This window comes from Kitasatospora sp. NBC_01250 (genome assembly GCF_036226465.1).
GTDB lineage: Bacteria > Actinomycetota > Actinomycetes > Streptomycetales > Streptomycetaceae > Kitasatospora.
This window is the reverse complement of sequence record NZ_CP108476.1, coordinates 5,763,983-5,784,388: the sequence shown is the minus strand read 5'-3', so window position 1 is coordinate 5,784,388 and position 20,406 is coordinate 5,763,983. Positions and strand designations below refer to the sequence as shown.

Genomic DNA, 20,406 nt, shown 5'->3' with positions numbered 1-20,406 from the left:
TACCGGACTCAGGCCTGCTCGCCGAGCAGCTTGCCGTCGGCGGTGGTGAAGCCCAGCTTGAAGGACTTGATCGCCTCGGTCAGCGCGTCGACGGTGCCGTCCTCGAGCTGGCCGGTCTCGACGATGCCGCTGAGCAGCTCCTTGTGCTCGATCCGCAGGAAGTCGAGGAACTCGCGCTCGAAGCGGCGGATGTCGGCGACCGGGACCTCGTCCAGCTTGCCGGTGGTGCCGGCCCAGATGGAGGCGACCTGCTCCTCGACCGGGAACGGCTGGTACTGACCCTGCTTGAGCAGCTCGACCATGCGGGCACCGCGCTCCAGCTGCGCCTTGGAGGCCGCGTCCAGGTCGGAACCGAAGGCGGCGAACGCCTCCAGCTCGCGGTACTGGGCCAGGTCCAGACGCAGACGGCCGGCAACCTTGCGCATGGCCTTGATCTGGGCGGAGCCACCGACGCGGGAGACCGAGATACCGACGTTCACGGCCGGGCGGATGCCGGCGTTGAACAGGTCGGACTCCAGGAAGCACTGGCCGTCGGTGATCGAGATGACGTTGGTCGGGATGTACGCCGAGACGTCGTTGGCCTTGGTCTCGATGATCGGCAGACCGGTCATCGAGCCGCCGCCGATGTCGTCGTTCAGCTTCGCGCAGCGCTCCAGCAGGCGGGAGTGCAGGTAGAAGACGTCACCCGGGTAGGCCTCGCGGCCCGGCGGGCGGCGCAGCAGCAGGGAGACGGAGCGGTAGGCCTCGGCCTGCTTCGACAGGTCGTCGAAGATGATCAGGACGTGCTTGCCGTCGTACATCCACTCCTGGCCGATGGCCGAACCGGTGTACGGGGCGAGGTACTTGAAGCCGGCCGGGTCGGAGGCGGGAGCAGCCACGATCGTGGTGTACTCCAGCGCGCCGGCCTCCTCCAGGGCGCCGCGGACGGCGGCGATGGTGGAGCCCTTCTGGCCGACGGCGACGTAGATGCAGCGGACCTGCTTCTGCGGGTCGCCCGAGCGCCAGTTGTCCTTCTGGTTGATGATCGTGTCGATCGCCACCGCGGTCTTGCCGGTCTGGCGGTCACCGATGATCAGCTGACGCTGGCCACGGCCGATCGGGGTCATCGCGTCGATGGCCTTGATGCCGGTCTGCAGCGGCTCCTTGACCGACTTGCGCATCATGACGCCGGGGGCCTGCAGCTCCAGGGCGCGGCGGCCGGTGGCGGTGATCTCGCCCAGACCGTCGATGGGGTTGCCCAGCGGGTCCACGACGCGGCCGAGGTAGCCGTCGCCGACCGACACCGAGAGGACCTCGCCGGTGCGGTGCACCGTCTGGCCCTCCTCGATCCCGCCGAACTCACCGAGGATGACGACACCGATCTCGCGGGTGTCGAGGTTCAGCGCGAGTCCGAGGGTGCCGTCCTCGAACCTCAGCAGCTCGTTGGCCATGACCGAGGGCAGGCCCTCGACATGGGCGATACCGTCCGCCGCGTCAGTGACCGTGCCGACCTCTTCACGCGAGGCGGCGTCCGGCTGGTACGACTGGACGAAATCGGCCAGCGCGTCCCGGATCTCCTCCGGCCGGATCGTAAGCTCCGCCATCAGGCTTCCCTGCTCTCCTAGGTTGCGATCCTCGGCCCGCCCAAGGAGGGCCGCAAGTATTCGATCCTCGGCCGGTGCTGTTGAACCGGCCGTTCGTATGTGCCGGCTGTCCCGTGGGTGGGACCGGCGCCCGACCGAGGGTCGGATGTTGCTGTGCGGGTGGCTTCAGCCTTCGAGGGCCTGTCGAGCGCCTTCGAGGCGGCTCGACACGGTGCCGTCGATGATCTCGTCACCGATCTGCACCCGGACACCGCCGACGACCTCGGGGTCGACGTCGATGTTCAGGAGCACCGCGCGCCCGTACAGCTTGGCCAGCGCGCCCGACAGGCGCTCCTTCTGGCGGTCGCTGAGCGGAACAGCGGTGGTGACCAGGGCCACCACGCGGTCGCGGCGGTCGGCGGCGAGCCTGGCGTAGGACGCGAGGCCCTGTTCCAGGCTACGGCCACGCGGGGTGGCGACCAGCGAGGTGACCAGACGGACGGTGCCTGCCTGGGCACGGCCACCGAGCAGCTTCTTGACCAGCCCCGCCTTGGCGGCGGCACCGGCCTTCGGCTCGGTCAGGGCGGCGCGCAGCTCGTGCGAGCCGGCCACGACGCGGCCGAAGCGGAAGAGCTCGTCCTCCAGGTCGTCCAGCTTGCCGGCCTTCTGGGCGGCGATGATCTCGCCGTAGGCGGCGAGCTCCTCGACCGAGTCGACCAGGTCGCGTCCACCGGACCAACGGGAGCGGACCAGACCGGAGACCAGGTCCACGGTCGGACCGGAGACCTGGCGGCCCAGCAGCGAGCCGACCAGCTCGGCCTTGTCCTGACCGGACCGCGAGGGGTCGGTCAGCACGCGGCGCAGCGAGACCTCGCGGTCCAGCAGCGTGGTGACGGCGCTGAGTTCCTCCGCCAGCTTGGCCGCGTCCACCGAGGTGTTGTCGGTCAGGCTGTCGAGGTTCTCCCGGCCGGCGGCCAGGGCCTCACGGCTGGCGCCGATCACTTGGCGCCCGCCGCGGTCGCGCTGGCCTTGGCCTCCAGCTCGTCCATGAAGCGGTCGATCACGCCGGTCTGCCGGGCGTGGTCCTCGAGGGACTCGCCGACAATGCGGGACGCCAGCTGGGAGGCGAGCGAACCGACGTCCTGACGCAGGGCGGCGGTGGCCGTCTTCTTGTCGGACTCGATCTGGGCGTGACCGGCGGCGATGATGGCCTCACGCTGACGCTGGCCCTCTTCGCGCATCTCGCTGATCAGGGCAGCGCCCTGCTCACGGGCGTGCTCGGTGATCCGAGCGGCCTCGTGACGCGCCTCGGCGAGCTCGGCGCGGTACTGCTCGAGCAGGGCCTGAGCCTCGGCCTGCGCGGCCTCGGCCCGCTCCAGGCCGCCCTCGATCTGGTCCCGACGCTCCGCCAGCACCTTCTCGATGCTGGGGAGGAGCTTCTTGCCGAGCAGACCGAAGACCACGAAGAAGCAGATCAGGCCGATGATGAGCTCAGGCGCCTTGGGTACCAGAGGGTTGAATTCCTCCGACGCCAGCTGCATCGCGATGAGCGACATATCTGGACCTTCCGTCGAGTCTGTCGGACTTACCGGCCGAAGACGAACGGCATGACGATGCCGATGAGCGCGAGCGCCTCGGTCAGCGCGAAGCCGATGAACATGTTGGAGCGGATCAGGCCGGCGGCCTCGGGCTGACGGGCCATGGCCTGGACACCGTTACCGAAGATCAGACCAACACCGATGCCGGGGCCGATCGCAGCGAGGCCGTAGCCGATGGAGGCGACGGAACCGGTGACGCCAGCAGCGAGAACAGACATCTCAGCTCATCCTTTGCGGGGTGGAGATCCGGTGGTGAGTGCCCACCGGAAGTTTGGGGGGGTTGGGCGGGGTACTGCGAGGGGGCTCAGTGCGCTTCTTCCAGCGCACCGGCGATGTAGCTGCTGGCCAGCGTCACGAAGATGTAGGCCTGCAGGAACTGGACCAGCAGCTCGAAGGCGGTCAGGCCCAGGGTCACCACGAACGAGGCGCTCCCGTACAGCGCGCCAAGGCTCGGGCTCAGCAGGTACCAGGTCGCGACCGAGAACATCGTGATCAGCAGGTGACCGGCGAACATGTTGGCGAAGGACCGGACGGCGAGCGTGAACGGCCGCACGAAGATGTTCGAGAAGAACTCGATGGGGACCAGGATGAACATGACCCAGCCGGGGACACCCGACGGCCAGCAGAGGTTCCTCAGGCCGCCGACGAAGCCGTGCTTCTTGAACGTCAGGCTCATGTAGGTGATCCAGCAGACCAGCGCCAGGCCGGCCGGCCAACCGATCACCGCGGTGACCGGGAACTGCGCCACCGGGATCACGGACATGATGTTCATGATCCAGACGAAGAAGAAGATCGAGACCATCATCGGGACGTACTTCTCGCCCTTTTTACCGATGTTCTCGAAGACGATCGCGCGCTTGACGAAGTCGAGACCGATCTCGCCAACCAGCTGCATCTTGCCCGGCACCACCTTGGGCTTGGCGAACGCCGCCCAGAAGAACCCGATCACCAGCAGGGCACAGATGATCGACAGCAGCATCGGCTTGTTGAAGCCGAAGCCCGCCACGGTGAACATCGGGTGGAACTGGAACTCGTTCAGGCCGGGGGCCGGGAAGCCGCAGCCGGAGAACAGGTGACAGCCTCCTGAGGCAAGCTGCTGCGTGAGCCTGTCAGCACTCACCACGGACTCCTTCGTCGTGACACATAGTTACGGCAACCTCGGTGTGTCGGCGCGGCATTCAGCCACGGTGCGGCACTGGAATGTTTCTTGTTACGCGGGCTGGAGACGCCAGTGAGCTGTGTGGAGACGCAGCCCTGCACGATCCCAGGGATTCTGGAGGCTGTGCGGCGTCAACGGTGATCAGTCCGGCTGGTGGAGCGATCCGGACGCTTCCCGCACTCCGTGGCTGCCCCGGACGATAGCAGCCTGTTGGTTTCGCATAAGCGTCAGCCCCCTCCCTCTGGGGAGGGAGACGGTGACGCTCACGGTTGACGCTCCGTGGAGGTCCCCGCTGCGGCGGCGGGCTCCGGCACCACGTAGAAGATCTTGGCCTTCATGCCGCCCCGCACCATGAACGCGGTCCAGACCGCGGTGCAGCCGAGCACGGTGAAGCCGAAAACCTTGGTGTCGAACAGAGTTGTGCCCTTGAAGAGGGCCAGCACGATGCCCACGGCGAGGAGTTGCGTCATGTAGACGACCATCGCGACGGGGAGCATCATCTGCGGGTTGTTCCTGCTCAGGCGACCGATGGCGATCTGCCCGAAGCTGAAGAAGGCCAACACCAGGAGCGCGGCGAACAGCGCGCCGTACAGGCCTTTCGCACCCGCGATCGCGGTCGCGGCCGCGACAGCGGCAACTCCGGCGACCGCAGTGGGAATTGCGGCGCCTCGAACAAGCGGGGCGTCAGCGGACGGCATGTCGGCAACTCCGGCGGCATGTCGGGGAACGTGGACGGGGGTTGGGGATGAGCACGGGAGGTGCGTGTGCTCAGCGACCGAAGGGCTGACCTGGTCAGCCGGGAAGTCCTCCATACGAGGTGCTTCGGCTCATCCCTTGGTCCTCGTGAACGATATCACAAACTATTTGATGAGAGCTTTACTGAGGGAGTGTGGCGCTAGACACACCAACGGGCGAACCCATCACTCTTGTGGGTGAAAGCGTAGGGGACTGGACGGGCGAAGCTCCCGTCCAGCGCCGGAATCCCTCGCCCGGCCGCTCCAGGAGGGCTTGGCAAGGATGGTGAGCACCGTCGCGGTGCAGGTCCAGCCCGGTCCGGACGAGGTCAGCAAGACGTGGTCGCCGGGGGCGAGTTCGCCGCTCTCCAGCATGTGGTTGAGCGAGACGATGACGTCGGAGCCGCCCATGTGTCCGACGGACCTGCCGAAGTCCCAGCTGCAGTGGTCGAACACGACGGTGGCCCGCAGTCGGAGCCCGGTCACCGTGTTGAGCCGGTTACGGACCTCGACCGCCGACAGCGAGTCGAACCCCGAGCTCCTTGAGCGGCCGGTCCGGCCGCACCGCCTCGGCGGAGGCGTGGCCGAGCACCTCCGCCACCGTGCCGCGGACCAGCTCCAGCACCAGCGCGTCCCGCTCGGCCTCGGGCACCCCCGCCAGCTGCTCACGCAGCGTGGTGGCGGGGCCGGCCTGCACCGTGCCGGCCACCCGCCGGGACGGCGTGCGGACCAGACCGCGGAAGAGCGGCGCCAGGCTGCCCGCCCTGGCCTGGTCGCGCAGCGCCCCGAAGGCGAACCGAGCGGCCACCGGCGAAGAGGACAGCCTGGACGACGTCGACCCGCGCCAGCGTCGGCACACCCTCGGCCTCGCGCAGCACACCGGTCAGCGACCAGTCCACGAAGGGGGCAGTGCGGCTTCGCAGTCGGCGAAGCTGGGCGGTGATCTGATGAACGCCACCAGGCTTACTGCGATGGGCGGTTACCACCGCATCCTGCCCGAGCGGCACCCGGAGGAGATCAACACGCCCACCCTCCTGGCGCGCGCCATGGACCAGATCCCGCTCGCTCCCCGCGGGGCCGGCCCGGACCCGGTCGCCACCGGCCGACTGCACATCGAGTGGCAGCTGAAGCACGCCGAAGTGCCCGTCCCCGGCGCCCACTTCACCATCGTCGAGGGTCATGCCGCGACCAAGCGGACGCGGTCGAGCAGTGGATCGCCGACACCCTCTGAGCCCGGCACACCCCCACCCCCAGCGCGACGAGGCCGCCACCGCCGTCTTCCTGCGGAAGGAGCGCCCGGACGCGGTGGTACTGACCGCCGCCAAGGTCGGCGGGATCATGGCGAACAGCACCTACCCGGTGCAGTTCATCGAGGACAACCTGCGCATCCAGCTGAGCGTGATCGCCGGTGCGCACGCGGCGGGGGTGCGGCGACTGCTCTTCCTCGGCTCCAGCTGCATCTATCCGCGGGTGACGGCGCAGCCGATCACCGACTACGTCGTGGCGATGCCCGGCAACCTCTACGGCCCGGGCGACGACTTCGACCTGGAGACCTCGCACGTCCTTCTGCTGCGCCGTTACGACAGCGACGCACCGGTCAACGTTGGGTGCAGATACGATCTGACGATCCATGAACTGGCGCGTACGGTGGCCGATGCGGTCGGTTTCACCGGCGAGCTGGTCCGGGACACCGACAAGCCGGACGGCACGCCCCGCAAGCTGCTGGACACCAGCCGGCCGGCCGGCCGCCCTCGGGTGGCAGCCGCACATCCCGCTGGGCGAGGGGATCGCGGCGACCTACCAGGCCTGGCGGCAGGCGCAGGCCTGACCGCCTCCGCTCCTCCCGGAAGGTACGTACGCAGTGACGAGAACCACTGATGGGCGAGGCGGTTCCCTCCTCGCCATCAGCGATCTGCACATCAGCTACGCCGAGAACCGCTCGCTGGTCGAGGCGCTCAAGCCGGAGAGCCCGGACGACTGGCTGCTCGTGGCCGGTGACGTCAGCGAGATCGTGGACGACATCGCCTGGGCGCTCGGGCTGCTCGCCGAGCGGTTCGCCAAGGTGATCTGGGCACCGGGCAACCACGAGCTCTGGTCGCACGGCGACGACGCCTCGCAGCTGCGTGGCGTCGCCCGCTACGAACGCCTGGTGGAGGTGTGCCGTGGCTTGGGCGTGGTGACGCCGGAGGACCCCTACCCGGTCTGGCACGGCGAGGGCGGCCCGGTGCGGATCGCGCCGCTGTTCCTGCTGTACGACTACACCTTCCGCCCGGCCGGCACGCTGACCCAGGAGCAGGCGCTGGAGCGCGCGCACGAGGCCGGGGTGGTCTGCTCCGACGAGTTCCTGCTGCACCCCGACCCCTACCCCAGCCGCGAGGCCTGGTGCCGGGCGCGGGTGGCCGAGACCGAGCGGCGGCTGGCGGCCTGCGACCCCGAGGTGCCACTGGTGCTGGTCAACCACTACCCGCTGGTGCGCACGCCGACCGACGTCCTGTACTACCCGGAGTTCGCGCTCTGGTGCGGCACCACCGCCACCGCCGACTGGCACACCCGGTTCAACACCGCGGCCATGGTCTACGGCCACCTGCACATACCCAGGACCACCTGGTACGACGGGGTCCGCTTCGAGGAGGTCTCGGTGGGCTACCCGCGCGAGTGGCAGCGGCGCGCCACCGGTGCCCCCGGGCTGCGGCGGATCCTGCCGGCGGCCACGGCGGCGCAGGCCGGACCGACGGGCGGTGCGGCGTGATCGAGCGGATCCTGCCCGACGCGGTGGTCACCGTCGCCGACACCAGCGGCGCCGCGGTGACCGAGCTGCTCTTCCCCGCCGAGGAGGCGCTGATCAGCACCTCGGTGGCCACCCGCCAGCACGAGTTCCGCGCCGTGCGGCTCTGTGCCCGCCGGGCGCTGACCGAGCTCGGGGTGCCGGTGGCGCCGATCCTGCCGGGCCTGCGGGGCGCGCCGACCTGGCCGGCCGGCGTGGTCGGCAGCATGACCCACTGCCTGGGCTACCGGGCTGCCGCGCTGGCCCACGCGAAGGAACTGCTCAGCATCGGCATCGACGCCGAGCCCGCCGAGCCGCTGCCGGAGGGGGTGCTGGAGGCGATCGCCCGCCCCGAGGAGCTGACCCGGCTGCGCACGCTGGGCGCGCAGCGGCCTGAGGTCCCCTGGGACCGGCTGCTGTTCAGCGCCAAGGAGAGCGTCTACAAGGCCTGGTTCCCGCTGACCCAGGTGTTCCTCGACTTCTCCGAGGCCTCGCTCTCGTTCGACGTCGAGGGCGGCTTCACCGCGCAGCTGCTGGTCCCGCCGCCGCTGGTGGAGGACCGCCCGCTGACCGGTTTCACCGGCCGCTGGCTGGTGGCCGAGGGGATCGCGCTGACCGCGATCGCGGTGCCGCACCGGAGCTGACCGCTCCGGACGTACGGCAGCGGCCCAGGGCTTGTCCAAGAGGCCCTGGGCCGCTGCCGTACGTCCGGGTCAGTGCCGCTCGCCGCTGCGGCCGCCACCGAGCGCGGTGGCGCCGCCCCCGCGCAGGATCTCCCGGTCGGCCGCGGAGAGCTCGGCCGCGGCCGGCTCGGCGGGGGCGGGCTCGCGCAGCCCCCGGGTGGCCGCCCGCAGCTCCACGGTGCGCAGCTCGGTGGTCTGCGGGTCGGCGGCCAGGGCCTCGGCCGCGCGGGCCGGGGCGGTGCGCACCTCGGCCTGGACCGGGCGGCGCCGGCCGGAGCTGCCGCGCCGGTAGCGCGGCGGGACGATGGCCTGCACCGCCGCCGGCGCCTTGGGCCGGAACCAGGGCAGCAGCAGCACCACGATCCCGATCAGGCAGAACCCGGCGCAGGCCAGCACGACGGTGCGACCGGTGTTGGTGACCGAGAAGGCCACCGTGCCGAAGGCGATCAGCGCGGCCCAGAAGTACATGATCAGCACGGCGCGGCTGTGCGAGTGGCCGATCTCCAGCAGCCGGTGGTGCAGGTGCTGCTTGTCGGCGGCGAACGGCGAGCGCCCGGCCCAGGTGCGCCGGACCACGGCAAGGAGCAGGTCGGCCAGCGGCAGCGCGACCACCGCGAGCGGCAGCAGCAGCGGGATGTAGATCGGCACCAGGATGTGGGTGGTGGCGGTCTGCGAACCGGCCTGCGCGGTGATCAGGTCGGGGTCGACCCGGCCGGTCACCGAGATCGCGGCCACCGCCAGCATCAGCCCGAGCATCATCGAGCCGGAGTCGCCCATGAAGATCCGGGCCGGGTGCAGGTTGTGCGGCAGGAAGCCCAGGCACATGCCGATCAGCAGCGCGCTGAACAGCACGGCGGGCGCCGCCTCGCTGATCGAGTAGCCGTACCAGAGGCGGTAGGAGTACAGGAAGAAGGCCATCCCGGCGATGCAGACCATGCCGCCGGCCAGACCGTCCAGACCGTCGATGAAGTTCACCGCGTTGACCATGACGACCACCAGGGCCACCGAGATGATCATGCCCAGGGTGGGGCTGAGCGCCACCGGGCCGACGCCGGGCACCGGGATCGAGATCACCGTGATGCCCTGGTAGACCATGACGCCCGCGGCGATCATCTGACCGCCGAGCTTGACCAGCGCGTCCACGCCCCACTTGTCGTCCAGGACGCCGAGCACCCACATGATGCCGACGCCGGACAGCAGGGCCCGGATGTCGGAGGGGTCGTCGGAGAAGACCTTGCCCAGGTTGGTCAGGTGGTAGGCCACCAGCAGCCCGGCGCAGAGCCCGCCGAACATCGCGATGCCGCCCAGGCGCGGGGTGGGCTCACGGTGCACGTCCCGGGCCCGCACGGCCGGCATCGCCCCGGCGATGATCGCGAACTTCCGGACCGGGCCGACCAGCAGGTAGGTCACCGCCGCCGTACAGAAGAGCACGAGCAGGTACTCACGCACCGACTGGCTCCTTCCACACACGCGGCTGGGTGCGTACGGAAGGTACTCCCGCACGGCTGAGGGGTTCGAGGTGCGTCGCCACGGTACACACCTTATTGAATCGGACGACGGGCGCGTGCATCGCGGTTCGCTCTACCGAGGGCCTTTCGCCCCGGCGGTCCGGACCAGTTCGCGCACCCGCGCCGCCGCCGCGGCCGGTTCACCCCCGCTGAGCAGGGCGCCGATCAGCGCTCCGACCTCGGCGAGCTCGGCCGGGCCCAGTCCGAGCGCCGCCGCGGCTCCGGTGCCGAGCCGGATCCCGGAGGTCTCGGCGGCGGGCACGGGGTCGAAGGGCACCGCGGCCTTGCCGAGCATCAGCCCGGCCGCCGCGCAGCGGCGCTCCGCCTGCGCACCGGTGACGCCCAGCGGGCTGACGTCGGCGGTGACCAGGTGGGTGTCGGTGCCGCCGGTCAGCGGCCGGGCCCCGGCCCCGGCGAGTGCCGCGGCCAAGGAGCGCGCGCCGTCCACCGCCCGCCCGATGTACGCGCCGAACTCCGGGGTGGTCGCCTGGGCGAAGGCCACCGCCTTGGCCGCCACCTCGTTCATCGCCGCCCCGCCCTGGGTGAACGGGAAGACCGCGCGGTCCACCCGGTCGGCCAGCTCCGCGGTGCACAGCAGCAGGCCGCCGCGCGGGCCGCGCAGCAGCTTGTGGGTGGCCGCCACCACCACGTCGGCGTAGGGCACCGGGGAGGGCGCCACGCCCGCCGCCACCAGGCCGGTGATCTGCGCGACCGAGGCGACGAGGTAGGCGTCCACCTCGTCGGCGATCTCCCGGAAGGCCGCCCAGTCCAGGTGGCGCGGGTAGGAGATCGAGCCGGCGATGATCGCCTTGGGCCGGTGCACCCGGGCCAGGTCGCGGACCTGGTCCAGGTCGATCCGGCCGTCCTGCTCGCGCACCCCGTAGCCGATCACGTCGAACCAGCGGCCGGAGAAGTTGGCGCGCGAGCCGCAGGAGAGGTGGCCGCCGTGCTCCAGCGACATCGCGAGCACTCCGTCGCCCGGCCGCAGCAGCGCCGCGAAGGCCGCCAGCATCGCCGAAGTGCCGGACCGGGGCTGGACGTTGGCGTGCTCGGCGGCGAACAGGCCGCAGGCCCGGGAGATCGCGAGGAGTTCGGTGGCGTCCGCCACGGCGCAGCCGGTGTGATGGCGGCGGCCGGGGTAGCCCTCGGCGTACTTGTCCACCAGCGGGCCGGCCAGCGCCGCCAGCACGGCCTCGGTGGCGAGGTTCTCCCCCGCCAGCAGCTGCAGCCCGCCGGCCCGGCGCTCGGCCTCGGCCGACAGCAGGTCGGCGAGTTCGGGGTCGGCCGCGCGCAGCGCCGCGGACGGTTCCCAGCGGAGGGGTTCGGCGGTGTGGGGGTCTTGAACAGCGTGCGCGGCATCAGCGAGGGTCATGGCGGCGCTCCGGGGCCGTTCGGGCGGTGGAGTCCAGCCTAGGACCGAGCGTGGCCGCCGTCCTGATGGCGCGGGGCGGGCACGCCCGTCAGGGCGGTGAGCACCGGGTCCAGCGCGTGGAATATCTCCTCGCCGCAGTTGCGGAACATGCCGATCGGCGCGCCGTAGGGGTCGTCCACCTCGTCGGCCTCGGGGCTGGCGGCCAGCAGCCAGCCGCGCAGCGCGGCAGCCGCCCGCACCAGGGCACGGGCCCGCTCGGTGACCTCGGGGCCGGCACCCACCGCGGGCAGCGTGGCCGGGTCTATCGAGCCCACCAGGCGGGTGAACTCCTTGAGCGTGAAGGTGCGCAGGCCCGCCGCGTGGCCCATCGAGATCACCTGCGCGCGGTGGTCGAGGGTCGCGGTGAGCACCAGGTCGGCCTCCACCACGTGCTCGTCGAGCAGCTCGCGCCCGGCGAAGTTGCCGCTGTCCACGCCGTACTCGCCGAGCACGGTGGCCGCGTGCGCCTCCATCGGGGCGCCCTCGTGGCCCCAGGTGCCGGCGCTCTCCACCACGATCCGGCCGGCCGCCCGCTCGTGCAGCCGGGTGTCCAGCTCATGGCGGGTCAGCCGCTCGGCGATCGGCGAGCGGCAGACGTTCCCGGTGCAGACGAAGAGGATCTTGAAGCTGTCGGCCGGGCGCGGCGTGACGGCCAGGTAGGAGGCCAGGCCACCGGGCGCCCAGCCGGCCTCGATCGGGTCGAACCCGGAGTAGAGCTGGGCCGTCAACTGCCGGCCTCCAGGTCGGGGACGACCTCCCTCAGCTGCTCGATGCTCACGGCACCCGCGCGCAGCAGGACCGGCACCTTGCCGGTGACGTCGACGATGGTGGAGGCCAGGCCGTGCTCGGCCCGGCCGCCGTTCAGGTAGACCGCCACCGAGTCGCCCAGCTGGTACTCGGCGTCCTCGCAGTCGCCGGGGGCCGGCTGGCCCGACTTGTTGGCGCTGGAGACGGCGAGCGGGCCGGTGGTGTTCAGCAGCTCGATGGCGACCGGGTGCAGCGGCATCCGGACCGCGACGGTGCCGCGGGTCTCGCCCAGGTCCCAGCGCAGCGAGGGCTGGTGCTTGGCGACCAGGGTCAGCCCGCCGGGCCAGAAGGCGTCGACCAGCTCCCAGGCCTGCTCCGAGAAGTCGGTGACCAGGCCGTGCAGCGTGGTCGGCGAGCCGACCAGCACCGGGGAGGGCATGTTGCGTCCGCGGCCCTTGGCGGCCAGCAGGGCGGCCACGGCCTCCGGGTTGAAGGCGTCCGCGCCGATCCCGTAGACGGTGTCGGTCGGCACCACGACCAGCTCGCCGCGGCGGATCGCCGAGGCGGCCTCGCGCAGCCCGGTGGCACGGTCGCCTGCGTCGGCACAGTCGTAACGGCGGCTCATCGGAGCAGTCCCCTCTTCGAAGTCACAGCGAAATCCGACGTCACAGCGACGTCTTCCGAGCGGTGGTGAAACGCGGCCGCCCGTTGAGATCCCGGTGGTCGGCCGTGTCCGTCCAGCCGCCCTCCTCGTTGAAGATCCAGGGCACCTGGCCGCCCTGGGTGTCCGCGTGCTCGATCACCACCGCGCCGCCGGGCCGCAGCAGCCGCGCGGCCACCCGCTCGATGCCGCGGATGGTGTCCAGGCCGTCCTCGCCGGAGAAGAGCGAGAGCTGCGGGTCGTGGTCGCGGGCCTCGGGCGCCACGTACTCCCACTCGGTGAGCGGGATGTACGGCGGGTTGCTGATCACCAGGTCGAACCGGCCGTCCCAGGAGCTGTCCCCGGCGAAGGCCCGGGTGGCGTCGCCCGCGTGCAGGGTGACCCGGTCGCGGTCGGGACTGGCGGCGATGTTGCGCCGGGTGTAGTTCAGCGCCCCCTCGTCCAGCTCGAAGGCGTGCACGATGGAACGCGGCAGCTCCTGGGCCAGCGCGAGCGCGATGGCGCCCGAGCCGGAGCACAGGTCGACCACCAGCGGCTCGGCCACGTCCATCTCGCGCACGGCCTCTATGGCCCACTCGACGACGGTCTCGGTCTCCGGGCGCGGCACGAAGACACCGGGGCCGACCTCCAGCTCCAGGTAGCGGAAGAAGGCCCGCCCGGTGATGTGCTGCAGCGGTTCGCGGGCCTCGCGCCGCGAGACCGCCTCCCAGTACCGGGCGTCGAAGTCCGCGTCCTTCACGGTGTGCAGCTGGCTGCGCTTGACGTGGTGGATGTGTGCGGCGAGTTCCTCCGCGTCGAAGCGCGGCGACGGCACGCCGGCCGCGGCCAACCGCTGGGTGGCCTGGGCCACCTCGGCGAGCAGCAGGTTCATCCGTACGTACCCCTCTGCGGTGGTTACTGCTCTTGCGCCGCGGCGAGCTTCGCGGCGGCGTCGGCGTCCACGGCGGACTGGATCAGCGCGTTCAGGTCGCCGTCGAGGACCTGGTCCAGGTTGTAGGCCTTGAAGCCGGTGCGGTGGTCCGAGATGCGGTTCTCGGGGTAGTTGTACGTCCGGATCCGCTCCGAGCGGTCGACCGTGCGGACCTGGCTGCGCCGCGCGTCGGAAGCCTCCTGCTCGGCCGCCTCGACCGCCGCGGCCAGCAGTCGCGACCGCAGGATGCGCATCGCCGACTCCTTGTTCTGCAGCTGGCTCTTCTCGTTCTGGCAGGAGGCCACGATACCGGTCGGCAGGTGGGTGATCCGGACCGCGGAGTCGGTGGTGTTGACCGACTGGCCGCCCGGGCCCGAGGAGCGGTAGACGTCGATCCGCAGGTCGTTCTGGTTGACCTCCACCTCGACCTCCTCGGCCTCGGGGGTGACCAGCACGCCCGCCGCCGAGGTGTGGATGCGGCCCTGCGACTCGGTGGCGGGGACCCGCTGCACCCGGTGCACGCCGCCCTCGTACTTCAGCTTGGCCCAGACGCCCTGGCCGGGCTCGAGGGCGCTCCCCTTGGTCTTCACGGCCACCGAGACGTCCTTGTAGCCGCCGAGGTCGGACTCGTTGGAGTCGATGATCTCGGTCTTCCAGCCCACCCGCTCGGCGAAGCGCAGGTACATCCGCAGCAGGTCGCCGGCGAACAGCGCGGACTCCTCGCCGCCCTCGCCCGCCTTGACCTCCAGGATGACGTCCTTGTCGTCATTGGGGTCGCGCGGCACCAGCAGCAGCCGCAGCTCCTCGGTCAGCTCGTTCTGGCGCTGCTCGGCGGCCTTGGCCTCGGCGATGAAGTCGGGGTCCTCGGCGGCGAACTCGCGGGCGGCCGCGATGTCCTCGCCGGCCTGGCGCCAGGCCCGGTAGGTGCGGGTGATCGGCGTGAGCTCGGCGTAGCGCTTGGCCAGCTTGCGAGCGTTGGCCTGATCCGCGTGCACCGACGGATCGGCCAGCCGCTCCTCGAGGCCGGCGTGCTCGATGAGGAGCTCTTCGACTGCCTCGAACATGTGGGGTGGCCTTCTTTCCCGGAAGCTGAGATGACGGAGTGGGTGGCGCGCTGGACTGCGGGGGGACGCGAACGGCGCCGGCCCTGACGCCCCCGTTCGAGTACGGGGACGCCAGAGACCGGCGCCGCTTGAGCGCTAGGCCCGGTTGCCGCTGAGGCCCTTGCCGAAGCGGGCCTCGAAGCGGGCCACGCGGCCACCGGTGTCGAGGATCTTCTGCTTGCCGGTGTAGAACGGGTGGCAGGCCGAGCACACCTCGGCGCGGATGACGCCGGAGGCCTCGGTGGAACGGGTGGTGAACTCGTTGCCACAGGTGCAGGTCACCGAGGTGACCACGTACGTGGGGTGAACGTCGGGCTTCAAGGGATTCTCCTAGGATTCGGGAGGGCACCGGGTCGGCGGCATGGTGTCGCACGTGAACCGGGACCGACGGACCAGTGTGCCAGCACTGACCGCTTCTTCCCAAACCGGCTCCGGCCCGCCGATATTCCACCGTCGGCCGCGGAGCCGCCGCGCTGCTCCCCGCGAGCCGCGCGCAGTGCTCAGGAGTGCGTGGCGGCGGCCGTGGCGGGGGCGCCGGCGCTCGCCGCGGGGTCGGCCGGATTGACCGGCTGGCTGCTCACGATGGACGCCGGCACCGGCTGGTCGGCCCGCAGCGCGCTCCACACCTGACCGGCCTGCGGCTGCTGGGCCACCACCCGGTTGGGATCGCTCGGCGCGGTGACCACCGGCAGGGTGACCATGGTCAGGTGGTCGGTGCCGATCCCCTTGAGCTCCTCGCCGAGGCCGGTCAGCGCGCTCACCGAGGCGAGCTGGGAGTCGGTGGTGATCGCCTTGGTCAGGGTGTCGCCCACCGAGTAGAGCTTGACCGGGTTGGTGAGCAGACCGATCGAGTCGACCTGGGAGATGATCGACTTCACCATCTGCTTCTGCAGCTCGATCCGGCCCAGGTCGCTGCCGTCCCCCACGCCGTGCCGGGTGCGCACGAAGGCCAGTGCCTGGTCCCCGTCGAGGTGGGTGGTGCCGGCCTTGAGGTTCAGGCCGCTGTCCTGGTCGTGAATGTCCACCGTGGTGGTCACCGTGGCGCCGCCGATCGCGTTGACGAAGGCCGCGAAGCCGGCGAAGTCGATCTCGACGTAGTGGTTCATCCGCAGGCCGGTCAGCTGCTCGGTGGTCTTCACCGCGCAGGCCGCACCGCCGACCTCGAAGGCGCTGTTGTACATCGCGCCGGCGGCGGCCGGCACTGCGGCGCCGCTCGGGGCGGTGCAGGCGGGGCGGTTCACCAGCGTGTCACGCGGGATGGAGACCACGGTGGCGGCCGAGTGGCTCTGGTCGACGTGCACCACCATCGCGGTGTCCGAGCGGGCGGTGCCGTCGGTGGCGCCGCCCGCCAGTGCGCCGTTGGCGCCGCTGCGCGAGTCGGAGCCGAGCACCAGCACGTTGAAGGAGCCGTTGCCGGGCGCCGAGGGGCGGGCGCTGCCGAGTTGGGAGTCGATGTCGACGCTTCTGATGTTCGAGTTCCACTTCCAGTACGCGTACCCGGCCACGCCGGCCCCGGCCAGCAGCAGCCCCGCCACGGTCAGTGCCACCGCCCGCAGCACCTTCGCCCTGCGGCTGCGCACCTTGCGGGGGCGCGCCCCGCGGCCCCCGTCCGGGGCGTCGCCCTGCTGCTCGTCGGCCATCGGTCCTGGTCCTCACGTCGGTCGGCCGATCCGGCCATTCCTCTGAGGATAAGCGACCTTTTGGTGCCATATGTCCGTTCTGCGCAACAGCCCTGCCCCAACCTTGCGACGACACGCAGAACGCCGCCGGCGGCCACGGGGAATCCGTGGCCGCCGGCGGCGTTGGAGCACGGCCGCCGAGGACGGCCGTGCTGCTGATGCGAGGTCAGTCGCCCGAACCGGGGGTGGTCTTGGCGATCTGCATCAGGAACTCGGCGTTGGACTTGGTCTGCTTCATCTTGTCCAGCAGCAGCTCGATCGCCTGCTGCGAGTCGAGCGCGTGCAGCACCCGACGCAGCTTCCAGGTGATCGCCAGCTCCTCGCTGCCGAGCAGGATCTCCTCCTTGCGGGTGCTGGACGCGTCCACGTCCACCGCGGGGAAGATCCGCTTGTCGGCGAGCTTGCGGTCCAGGCGCAGCTCCATGTTGCCGGTGCCCTTGAACTCCTCGAAGACCACCTCGTCGGCCCGCGAGCCGGTCTCCACCAGCGCGGTGGCGAGGATGGTCAGCGAGCCGCCGTTCTCGATGTTGCGCGCGGCGCCGAAGAACTTCTTCGGCGGGTAGAGCGCGGTCGAGTCGACACCACCGGACAGGATGCGGCCGGAGGCCGGCGCCGCCAGGTTGTAGGCACGGCCCAGGCGGGTGATCGAGTCGAGCAGGATCACCACGTCGTGGCCCAGCTCCACCAGGCGCTTGGCGCGCTCGATGGCCAGCTCGGCGACCACGGTGTGGTCCTCGGCCGGACGGTCGAAGGTCGAGGAGATGACCTCGCCCTTGACCGAGCGCTGCATGTCGGTGACCTCTTCCGGACGCTCGTCGACCAGGACGACCATCAGGTGGCACTCGGGGTTGTTGCGGGTGATCGCGTTGGCGATCGCCTGCATGATCATCGTCTTGCCGGTCTTCGGCGGGGCGACGATCAGACCGCGCTGGCCCTTGCCGATCGGCGACACCAGGTCGATGATCCGGGTGGTCAGCACGCCCGGGTCGGTCTCCAGGCGCAGCCGCTCCTGCGGGTAGAGCGGGGTGAGCTTGCCGAACTCGGGGCGGTTGCGGCCGCTCTCCGGATCCATGCCGTTGACCGAGTCCAGCCGCACCATGGCGTTGAACTTCTCGCGGCGCTCGCCGTCGCGCGGCTGGCGCACCGCGCCGGTGATCGCGTCACCCTTGCGCAGGCCGTTCTTGCGGACCTGGGCGAGCGAGACGTAGACGTCGTTCTGGCCCGGCAGGTAGCCGGAGGTCCGCACGAAGGCGTAGTTGTCGAGGATGTCCAGGATGCCCGCGACCGGGATCAGCACATCGTCGTCGCCCACCTGCGGCTCGGCCACGCCGCCCTCGAAGCCGTCGCGGCGGCTGCCCCGGCGGTTGCGGTCGCGGTAGCGCCCGCGACGGCCGCGGCGCCCGTCGCCGAACTCGTCGTCGTCGTAGCCGCCCTGCTGGGCGGCGGCGGGCTGGGCGGCCGGCTGCTGGGCGGCCGGCTGGGCGCCCTGCTGGCGGTCGGAGCGCTCGGGGCGGTCCGCCCGGTCGCGGCGGTTGCGGCGGTCGCGACGCGACTCGCGGCCCTCGCCACCGTCGCCCTCGGCCGTCTCGACGCGCTGCTCGCCGCGCTCACCGCGGTCGCGGCGGTCACGGCGCTCCCGGCGGCCCTCGCGCGCCTCGCCCTGGCCCTCGGCGGTGCGGGTCTGCTCGGCACGGGCCTCGCCCTTGGGCTCGGCGGCGGCCGGCTCGGCGGGGGCCTCGGTGCCCACCACGGTGGAGACCGCGGCGGCGGGGGCCTCGACGGCGCCGGGGGCACCGGCGGCGGAGGTGGCCCGGCGGCGGCCGCGCTCGGCCCGCGCCGGAGCGGCGGCCTCGGGGGCGGCCTGGCCCGGGATCTCGATCTGGGTCGGCGCCTCGGCGGCGGCCGGGGCCGCGGCCTGGGCGGCGGCCCGGGTACGGCGGGCGGGCTTCTCGGCGGCGGGCGCGGCCTCCTTGGCGGCGGCCTTGGCCGGCGCGCTCGCGCCGGCGGAGGCGAGCAGCGGGTCGCCGCCGCTCTTCTCCTTGATGGCCTCGATGAGCTGGCTCTTGCGCATCCGGCCCGTCCCGCTGATGCCGAGCGTCGAGGCGAGCTTCTGCAGCTCGGCCAGGACCAGACCGTCAAGGCCTGCGGCAACGGTGCGGCGGCGCTTGGCCGGCGCCGCGGGGGCGGCGGACGTGTCCGTCGCGTCGGCGTCCGGGCGCGCGCCCATCAGATCGGTGGTGTCGCTCACTAAGGGTCCTTCCCTGGAGCGGACGTCGGCCTGTCTGGCTCGGCGACCGGTTGTGCTGTCTGACCTGCACTCTGCTGTGCGCAAGTCCGATGCGGTATTCCCTCCACGCGGCACGGTGCCGGCTGGGGGGAGGAGGTGCGAAGTGCGGTGCACGAGGCACGGTGGTGCGAAAAGGCGTGGCGGACGGTACTCATGCCGACCGCGCTGCCGGCGAAACCCGGGGCCCCGTCGCGTGGCGGTCTCCCGCGCTCCCGATCGTCCGGGGTCAGCTGGAGGCCGGCCCAGGCGGTTGGGGGTCAGGATCCGACACGGCTTCGGAATGCGGCCTCAGTCGCGCAGGCAGGCTGCGTACGCGCTGTGGCGGGCTCCCGGAGAATCGTGGTCCCCGACAACGCCGTGACCCCGCACGAGCGGGCTCAGAGGTGGGGGACGCGGTGCACCGTGCCCCGCGGGGCGCCTGATGCAGCATTGAGGTTAACACTACCGACCCCCTCACACATTCCCCAGCCTTGTGCTTGCCAATCGTGTCCGTCCCGCCGGCCGACCACGCTGCCCGATTGGGCGCACGGCCGTGCGGACGCCCACCGCGCCGGCCGCGCAGCTCGGACGTCATCCGTCCAACGGCAGGACGCCCGCCCCGTCACGGTCGAGGCGCAGCCGATGGGCGGCGAACGACTCACCGGCGAACGAGAGCAGCTTCTCCGCGCCGGCCTCGTCGGACAGCGCGAGCACGGTGGGGCCCGCGCCGGAGATCGTCGCCGGCACCCCCTCCGAGCGCAGGGCGGCCACCAGGGCGGCGCTGTCCGGCATCGCGGCGGCGCGGTAGTCCTGGTGCAGCCGGTCCTCGGTGGCCGGCAGCAGCAGCTCGGGGCGCCTGGTCAGCGCCTCCACGAGCAGGGCGGAGCGGCCGGCGTTGGCCGCGGCGTCGGCCAGCGGGACGGTCTTCGGCAGCAGGCCGCGGGCGGTCTCGGTGAGCACCTCGGTACTCGGGACGAAGACCACGGGGACCACCTCGGCGGCGGGGTCCAGACGGACCGCCCTGGCCCCGTCCTCGTCGGTCCAGGCGATGGTGAACCCGCCGGCCAGGCAGGCGGCGACGTTGTCCGGGTGGCCCTCCAGCTCGGAGGCGAGGGCCAGCATCGCGGCGTCGTCCAGGGCGGCGGGACCGCCGATGGTGACCGCGCGGGCGGCGACGATGCCCGCGCAGATCGCGGCCGAGGAGGAGCCGAGGCCGCGGCCGTGCGGTATGCGGTTGGCGCAGACCACTTCGAGGCCGCGCGGCTGTCCGCCGAGCCGGTCGAAGGCGGCACGCATCGCGCGGACCACCAGGTGGCGCTCGTCGCGGGCCAGTTCGCCCGCGCCCTCGCCCGCGATGTCGACGCTCAGCCCCGAGTCGGCGACCCGCACCACGATGTCGTCGTACAGGCCCAGCGCGAGCCCGAAGGCGTCGAACCCCGGACCCAGGTTGGCGCTGGTCGCGGGGACTCGGACCCGGACGGCGGCGGCACGGAACGCGGGACCGGCCATGCGGTGGACTCTCCTGGGGAGTGAGGCAGGCCCGTCGTGGGGGGCCGGCGGTGGTACGGCGGCGGGGGTGTCAGTGCGCAGCGAGGGTCAGGTCCTGCCCGTTCGGGGCAAC

20 protein-coding genes and 1 pseudogene are annotated in these 20,406 nt (G+C 71.6%); 3 read left to right on the top strand and 18 right to left on the bottom strand.

Going from position 1 to position 20,406, the window contains the following annotated elements; all coding sequences use genetic code 11:
* Positions 1–8: 8 nt before the first annotated feature.
* From atpA to OG500_RS24435, 8 genes are all read right to left on the bottom strand, one after another.
* A complete protein-coding gene (gene atpA, locus OG500_RS24470; RefSeq protein ID WP_327068967.1) occupies positions 9–1,583 on the bottom strand; it encodes a F0F1 ATP synthase subunit alpha in 1,575 nt (524 codons plus the stop codon).
* A gap of 165 nt (positions 1,584–1,748) precedes the next feature.
* Positions 1,749–2,564, bottom strand: coding sequence for a F0F1 ATP synthase subunit delta (locus tag OG500_RS24465; RefSeq protein WP_329583442.1), 816 nt, complete (start codon positions 2,562–2,564; stop codon positions 1,749–1,751).
* Complete coding sequence (locus tag OG500_RS24460; RefSeq protein ID WP_329583439.1) at positions 2,561–3,118, bottom strand: F0F1 ATP synthase subunit B; 558 nt, start codon at positions 3,116–3,118, stop codon at positions 2,561–2,563. The genes OG500_RS24465 and OG500_RS24460 overlap by 4 nt, the downstream gene beginning before the upstream one ends.
* A 29-nt stretch (positions 3,119–3,147) precedes the next feature.
* A complete protein-coding gene (gene atpE, locus OG500_RS24455; RefSeq protein ID WP_329583436.1) occupies positions 3,148–3,378 on the bottom strand; it encodes an ATP synthase F0 subunit C in 231 nt (76 codons plus the stop codon).
* Positions 3,379–3,464: 86 nt separating this feature from the next.
* Complete coding sequence (gene atpB / locus OG500_RS24450; RefSeq protein ID WP_329583433.1) at positions 3,465–4,280, bottom strand: F0F1 ATP synthase subunit A; 816 nt, start codon at positions 4,278–4,280, stop codon at positions 3,465–3,467.
* A 302-nt stretch (positions 4,281–4,582) separates the two neighbouring features.
* Positions 4,583–5,017 (bottom strand): hypothetical protein, encoded by a 435-nt coding sequence (locus OG500_RS24445; RefSeq protein ID WP_329583428.1) that lies wholly within the window; start codon positions 5,015–5,017, stop codon positions 4,583–4,585.
* A 222-nt stretch (positions 5,018–5,239) separates the two neighbouring features.
* Positions 5,240–5,509, bottom strand: a complete 270-nt coding sequence (locus tag OG500_RS24440; protein ID WP_329587720.1) for a 3-oxoacyl-[acyl-carrier-protein] synthase III C-terminal domain-containing protein — start codon at positions 5,507–5,509, stop codon at positions 5,240–5,242.
* Positions 5,510–5,552: 43 nt separating this feature from the next.
* The gene (locus OG500_RS24435; RefSeq protein ID WP_329583425.1) at positions 5,553–5,861 is read right to left on the bottom strand and encodes an acyl carrier protein; all 309 of its coding nucleotides are present in this window, start codon (positions 5,859–5,861) and stop codon (positions 5,553–5,555) included.
* A gap of 371 nt (positions 5,862–6,232) precedes the next feature.
* Here OG500_RS24435 and OG500_RS24430 point away from each other — a divergent pair.
* The 3 genes and pseudogenes from OG500_RS24430 (at position 6,233) to OG500_RS24420 (ending at position 8,461) form a co-directional block, all read left to right on the top strand.
* Positions 6,233–6,881 (top strand): annotated as a pseudogene (locus OG500_RS24430) (NAD-dependent epimerase/dehydratase family protein).
* A 33-nt stretch (positions 6,882–6,914) separates the two neighbouring features.
* The gene (locus tag OG500_RS24425) at positions 6,915–7,802 is read left to right on the top strand and encodes a metallophosphoesterase family protein (RefSeq protein WP_329583422.1); all 888 of its coding nucleotides are present in this window, start codon (positions 6,915–6,917) and stop codon (positions 7,800–7,802) included.
* Positions 7,799–8,461, top strand: coding sequence for a 4'-phosphopantetheinyl transferase family protein (locus tag OG500_RS24420; protein WP_327068958.1), 663 nt, complete (start codon positions 7,799–7,801; stop codon positions 8,459–8,461). Before OG500_RS24425 ends, OG500_RS24420 begins: the two co-directional genes overlap by 4 nt.
* A 69-nt stretch (positions 8,462–8,530) precedes the next feature.
* On the opposite strand, the gene OG500_RS24415 is transcribed toward OG500_RS24420, so the two are convergent.
* The 10 genes from OG500_RS24415 to thrB all read right to left on the bottom strand — a co-directional run bounded on the left by OG500_RS24415 (position 8,531) and on the right by thrB (position 20,294).
* A complete protein-coding gene (locus OG500_RS24415) occupies positions 8,531–9,949 on the bottom strand; it encodes an MraY family glycosyltransferase (RefSeq protein ID WP_329583418.1) in 1,419 nt (472 codons plus the stop codon).
* A 132-nt stretch (positions 9,950–10,081) separates the two neighbouring features.
* A complete protein-coding gene (gene glyA / locus OG500_RS24410; RefSeq protein ID WP_327068956.1) occupies positions 10,082–11,380 on the bottom strand; it encodes a serine hydroxymethyltransferase in 1,299 nt (432 codons plus the stop codon).
* 38 nt (positions 11,381–11,418) lie between these two features.
* Positions 11,419–12,087 carry an arsenate reductase/protein-tyrosine-phosphatase family protein gene (locus OG500_RS24405; RefSeq protein WP_329587717.1) on the bottom strand — a complete coding sequence of 223 codons (669 nt, stop codon included), beginning with the start codon at positions 12,085–12,087 and terminating at the stop codon, positions 11,419–11,421.
* 56 nt (positions 12,088–12,143) lie between these two features.
* Positions 12,144–12,791: an L-threonylcarbamoyladenylate synthase gene (locus OG500_RS24400; protein WP_327068955.1), complete on the bottom strand. Its 648-nt coding sequence runs from the start codon at positions 12,789–12,791 to the stop codon at positions 12,144–12,146.
* Between the two features lie 40 nt (positions 12,792–12,831).
* Positions 12,832–13,698: a peptide chain release factor N(5)-glutamine methyltransferase gene (gene prmC / locus OG500_RS24395; protein ID WP_327068954.1), complete on the bottom strand. Its 867-nt coding sequence runs from the start codon at positions 13,696–13,698 to the stop codon at positions 12,832–12,834.
* A 23-nt stretch (positions 13,699–13,721) separates the two neighbouring features.
* Positions 13,722–14,801 carry a peptide chain release factor 1 gene (gene prfA / locus OG500_RS24390; RefSeq protein ID WP_329583413.1) on the bottom strand — a complete coding sequence of 360 codons (1,080 nt, stop codon included), beginning with the start codon at positions 14,799–14,801 and terminating at the stop codon, positions 13,722–13,724.
* A gap of 135 nt (positions 14,802–14,936) precedes the next feature.
* On the bottom strand, positions 14,937–15,161 hold the full coding sequence (rpmE, locus tag OG500_RS24385; protein ID WP_327068952.1) for a 50S ribosomal protein L31: 225 nt from the start codon (positions 15,159–15,161) through the stop codon (positions 14,937–14,939).
* A gap of 179 nt (positions 15,162–15,340) precedes the next feature.
* A complete protein-coding gene (locus OG500_RS24380) occupies positions 15,341–16,480 on the bottom strand; it encodes an LCP family protein (protein WP_329583409.1) in 1,140 nt (379 codons plus the stop codon).
* A gap of 205 nt (positions 16,481–16,685) precedes the next feature.
* The gene (rho, locus tag OG500_RS24375) at positions 16,686–18,767 is read right to left on the bottom strand and encodes a transcription termination factor Rho (RefSeq protein WP_329583406.1); all 2,082 of its coding nucleotides are present in this window, start codon (positions 18,765–18,767) and stop codon (positions 16,686–16,688) included.
* Between the two features lie 609 nt (positions 18,768–19,376).
* The gene (thrB, locus tag OG500_RS24370) at positions 19,377–20,294 is read right to left on the bottom strand and encodes a homoserine kinase (RefSeq protein WP_327068949.1); all 918 of its coding nucleotides are present in this window, start codon (positions 20,292–20,294) and stop codon (positions 19,377–19,379) included.
* Positions 20,295–20,406 lie beyond the last annotated feature (112 nt).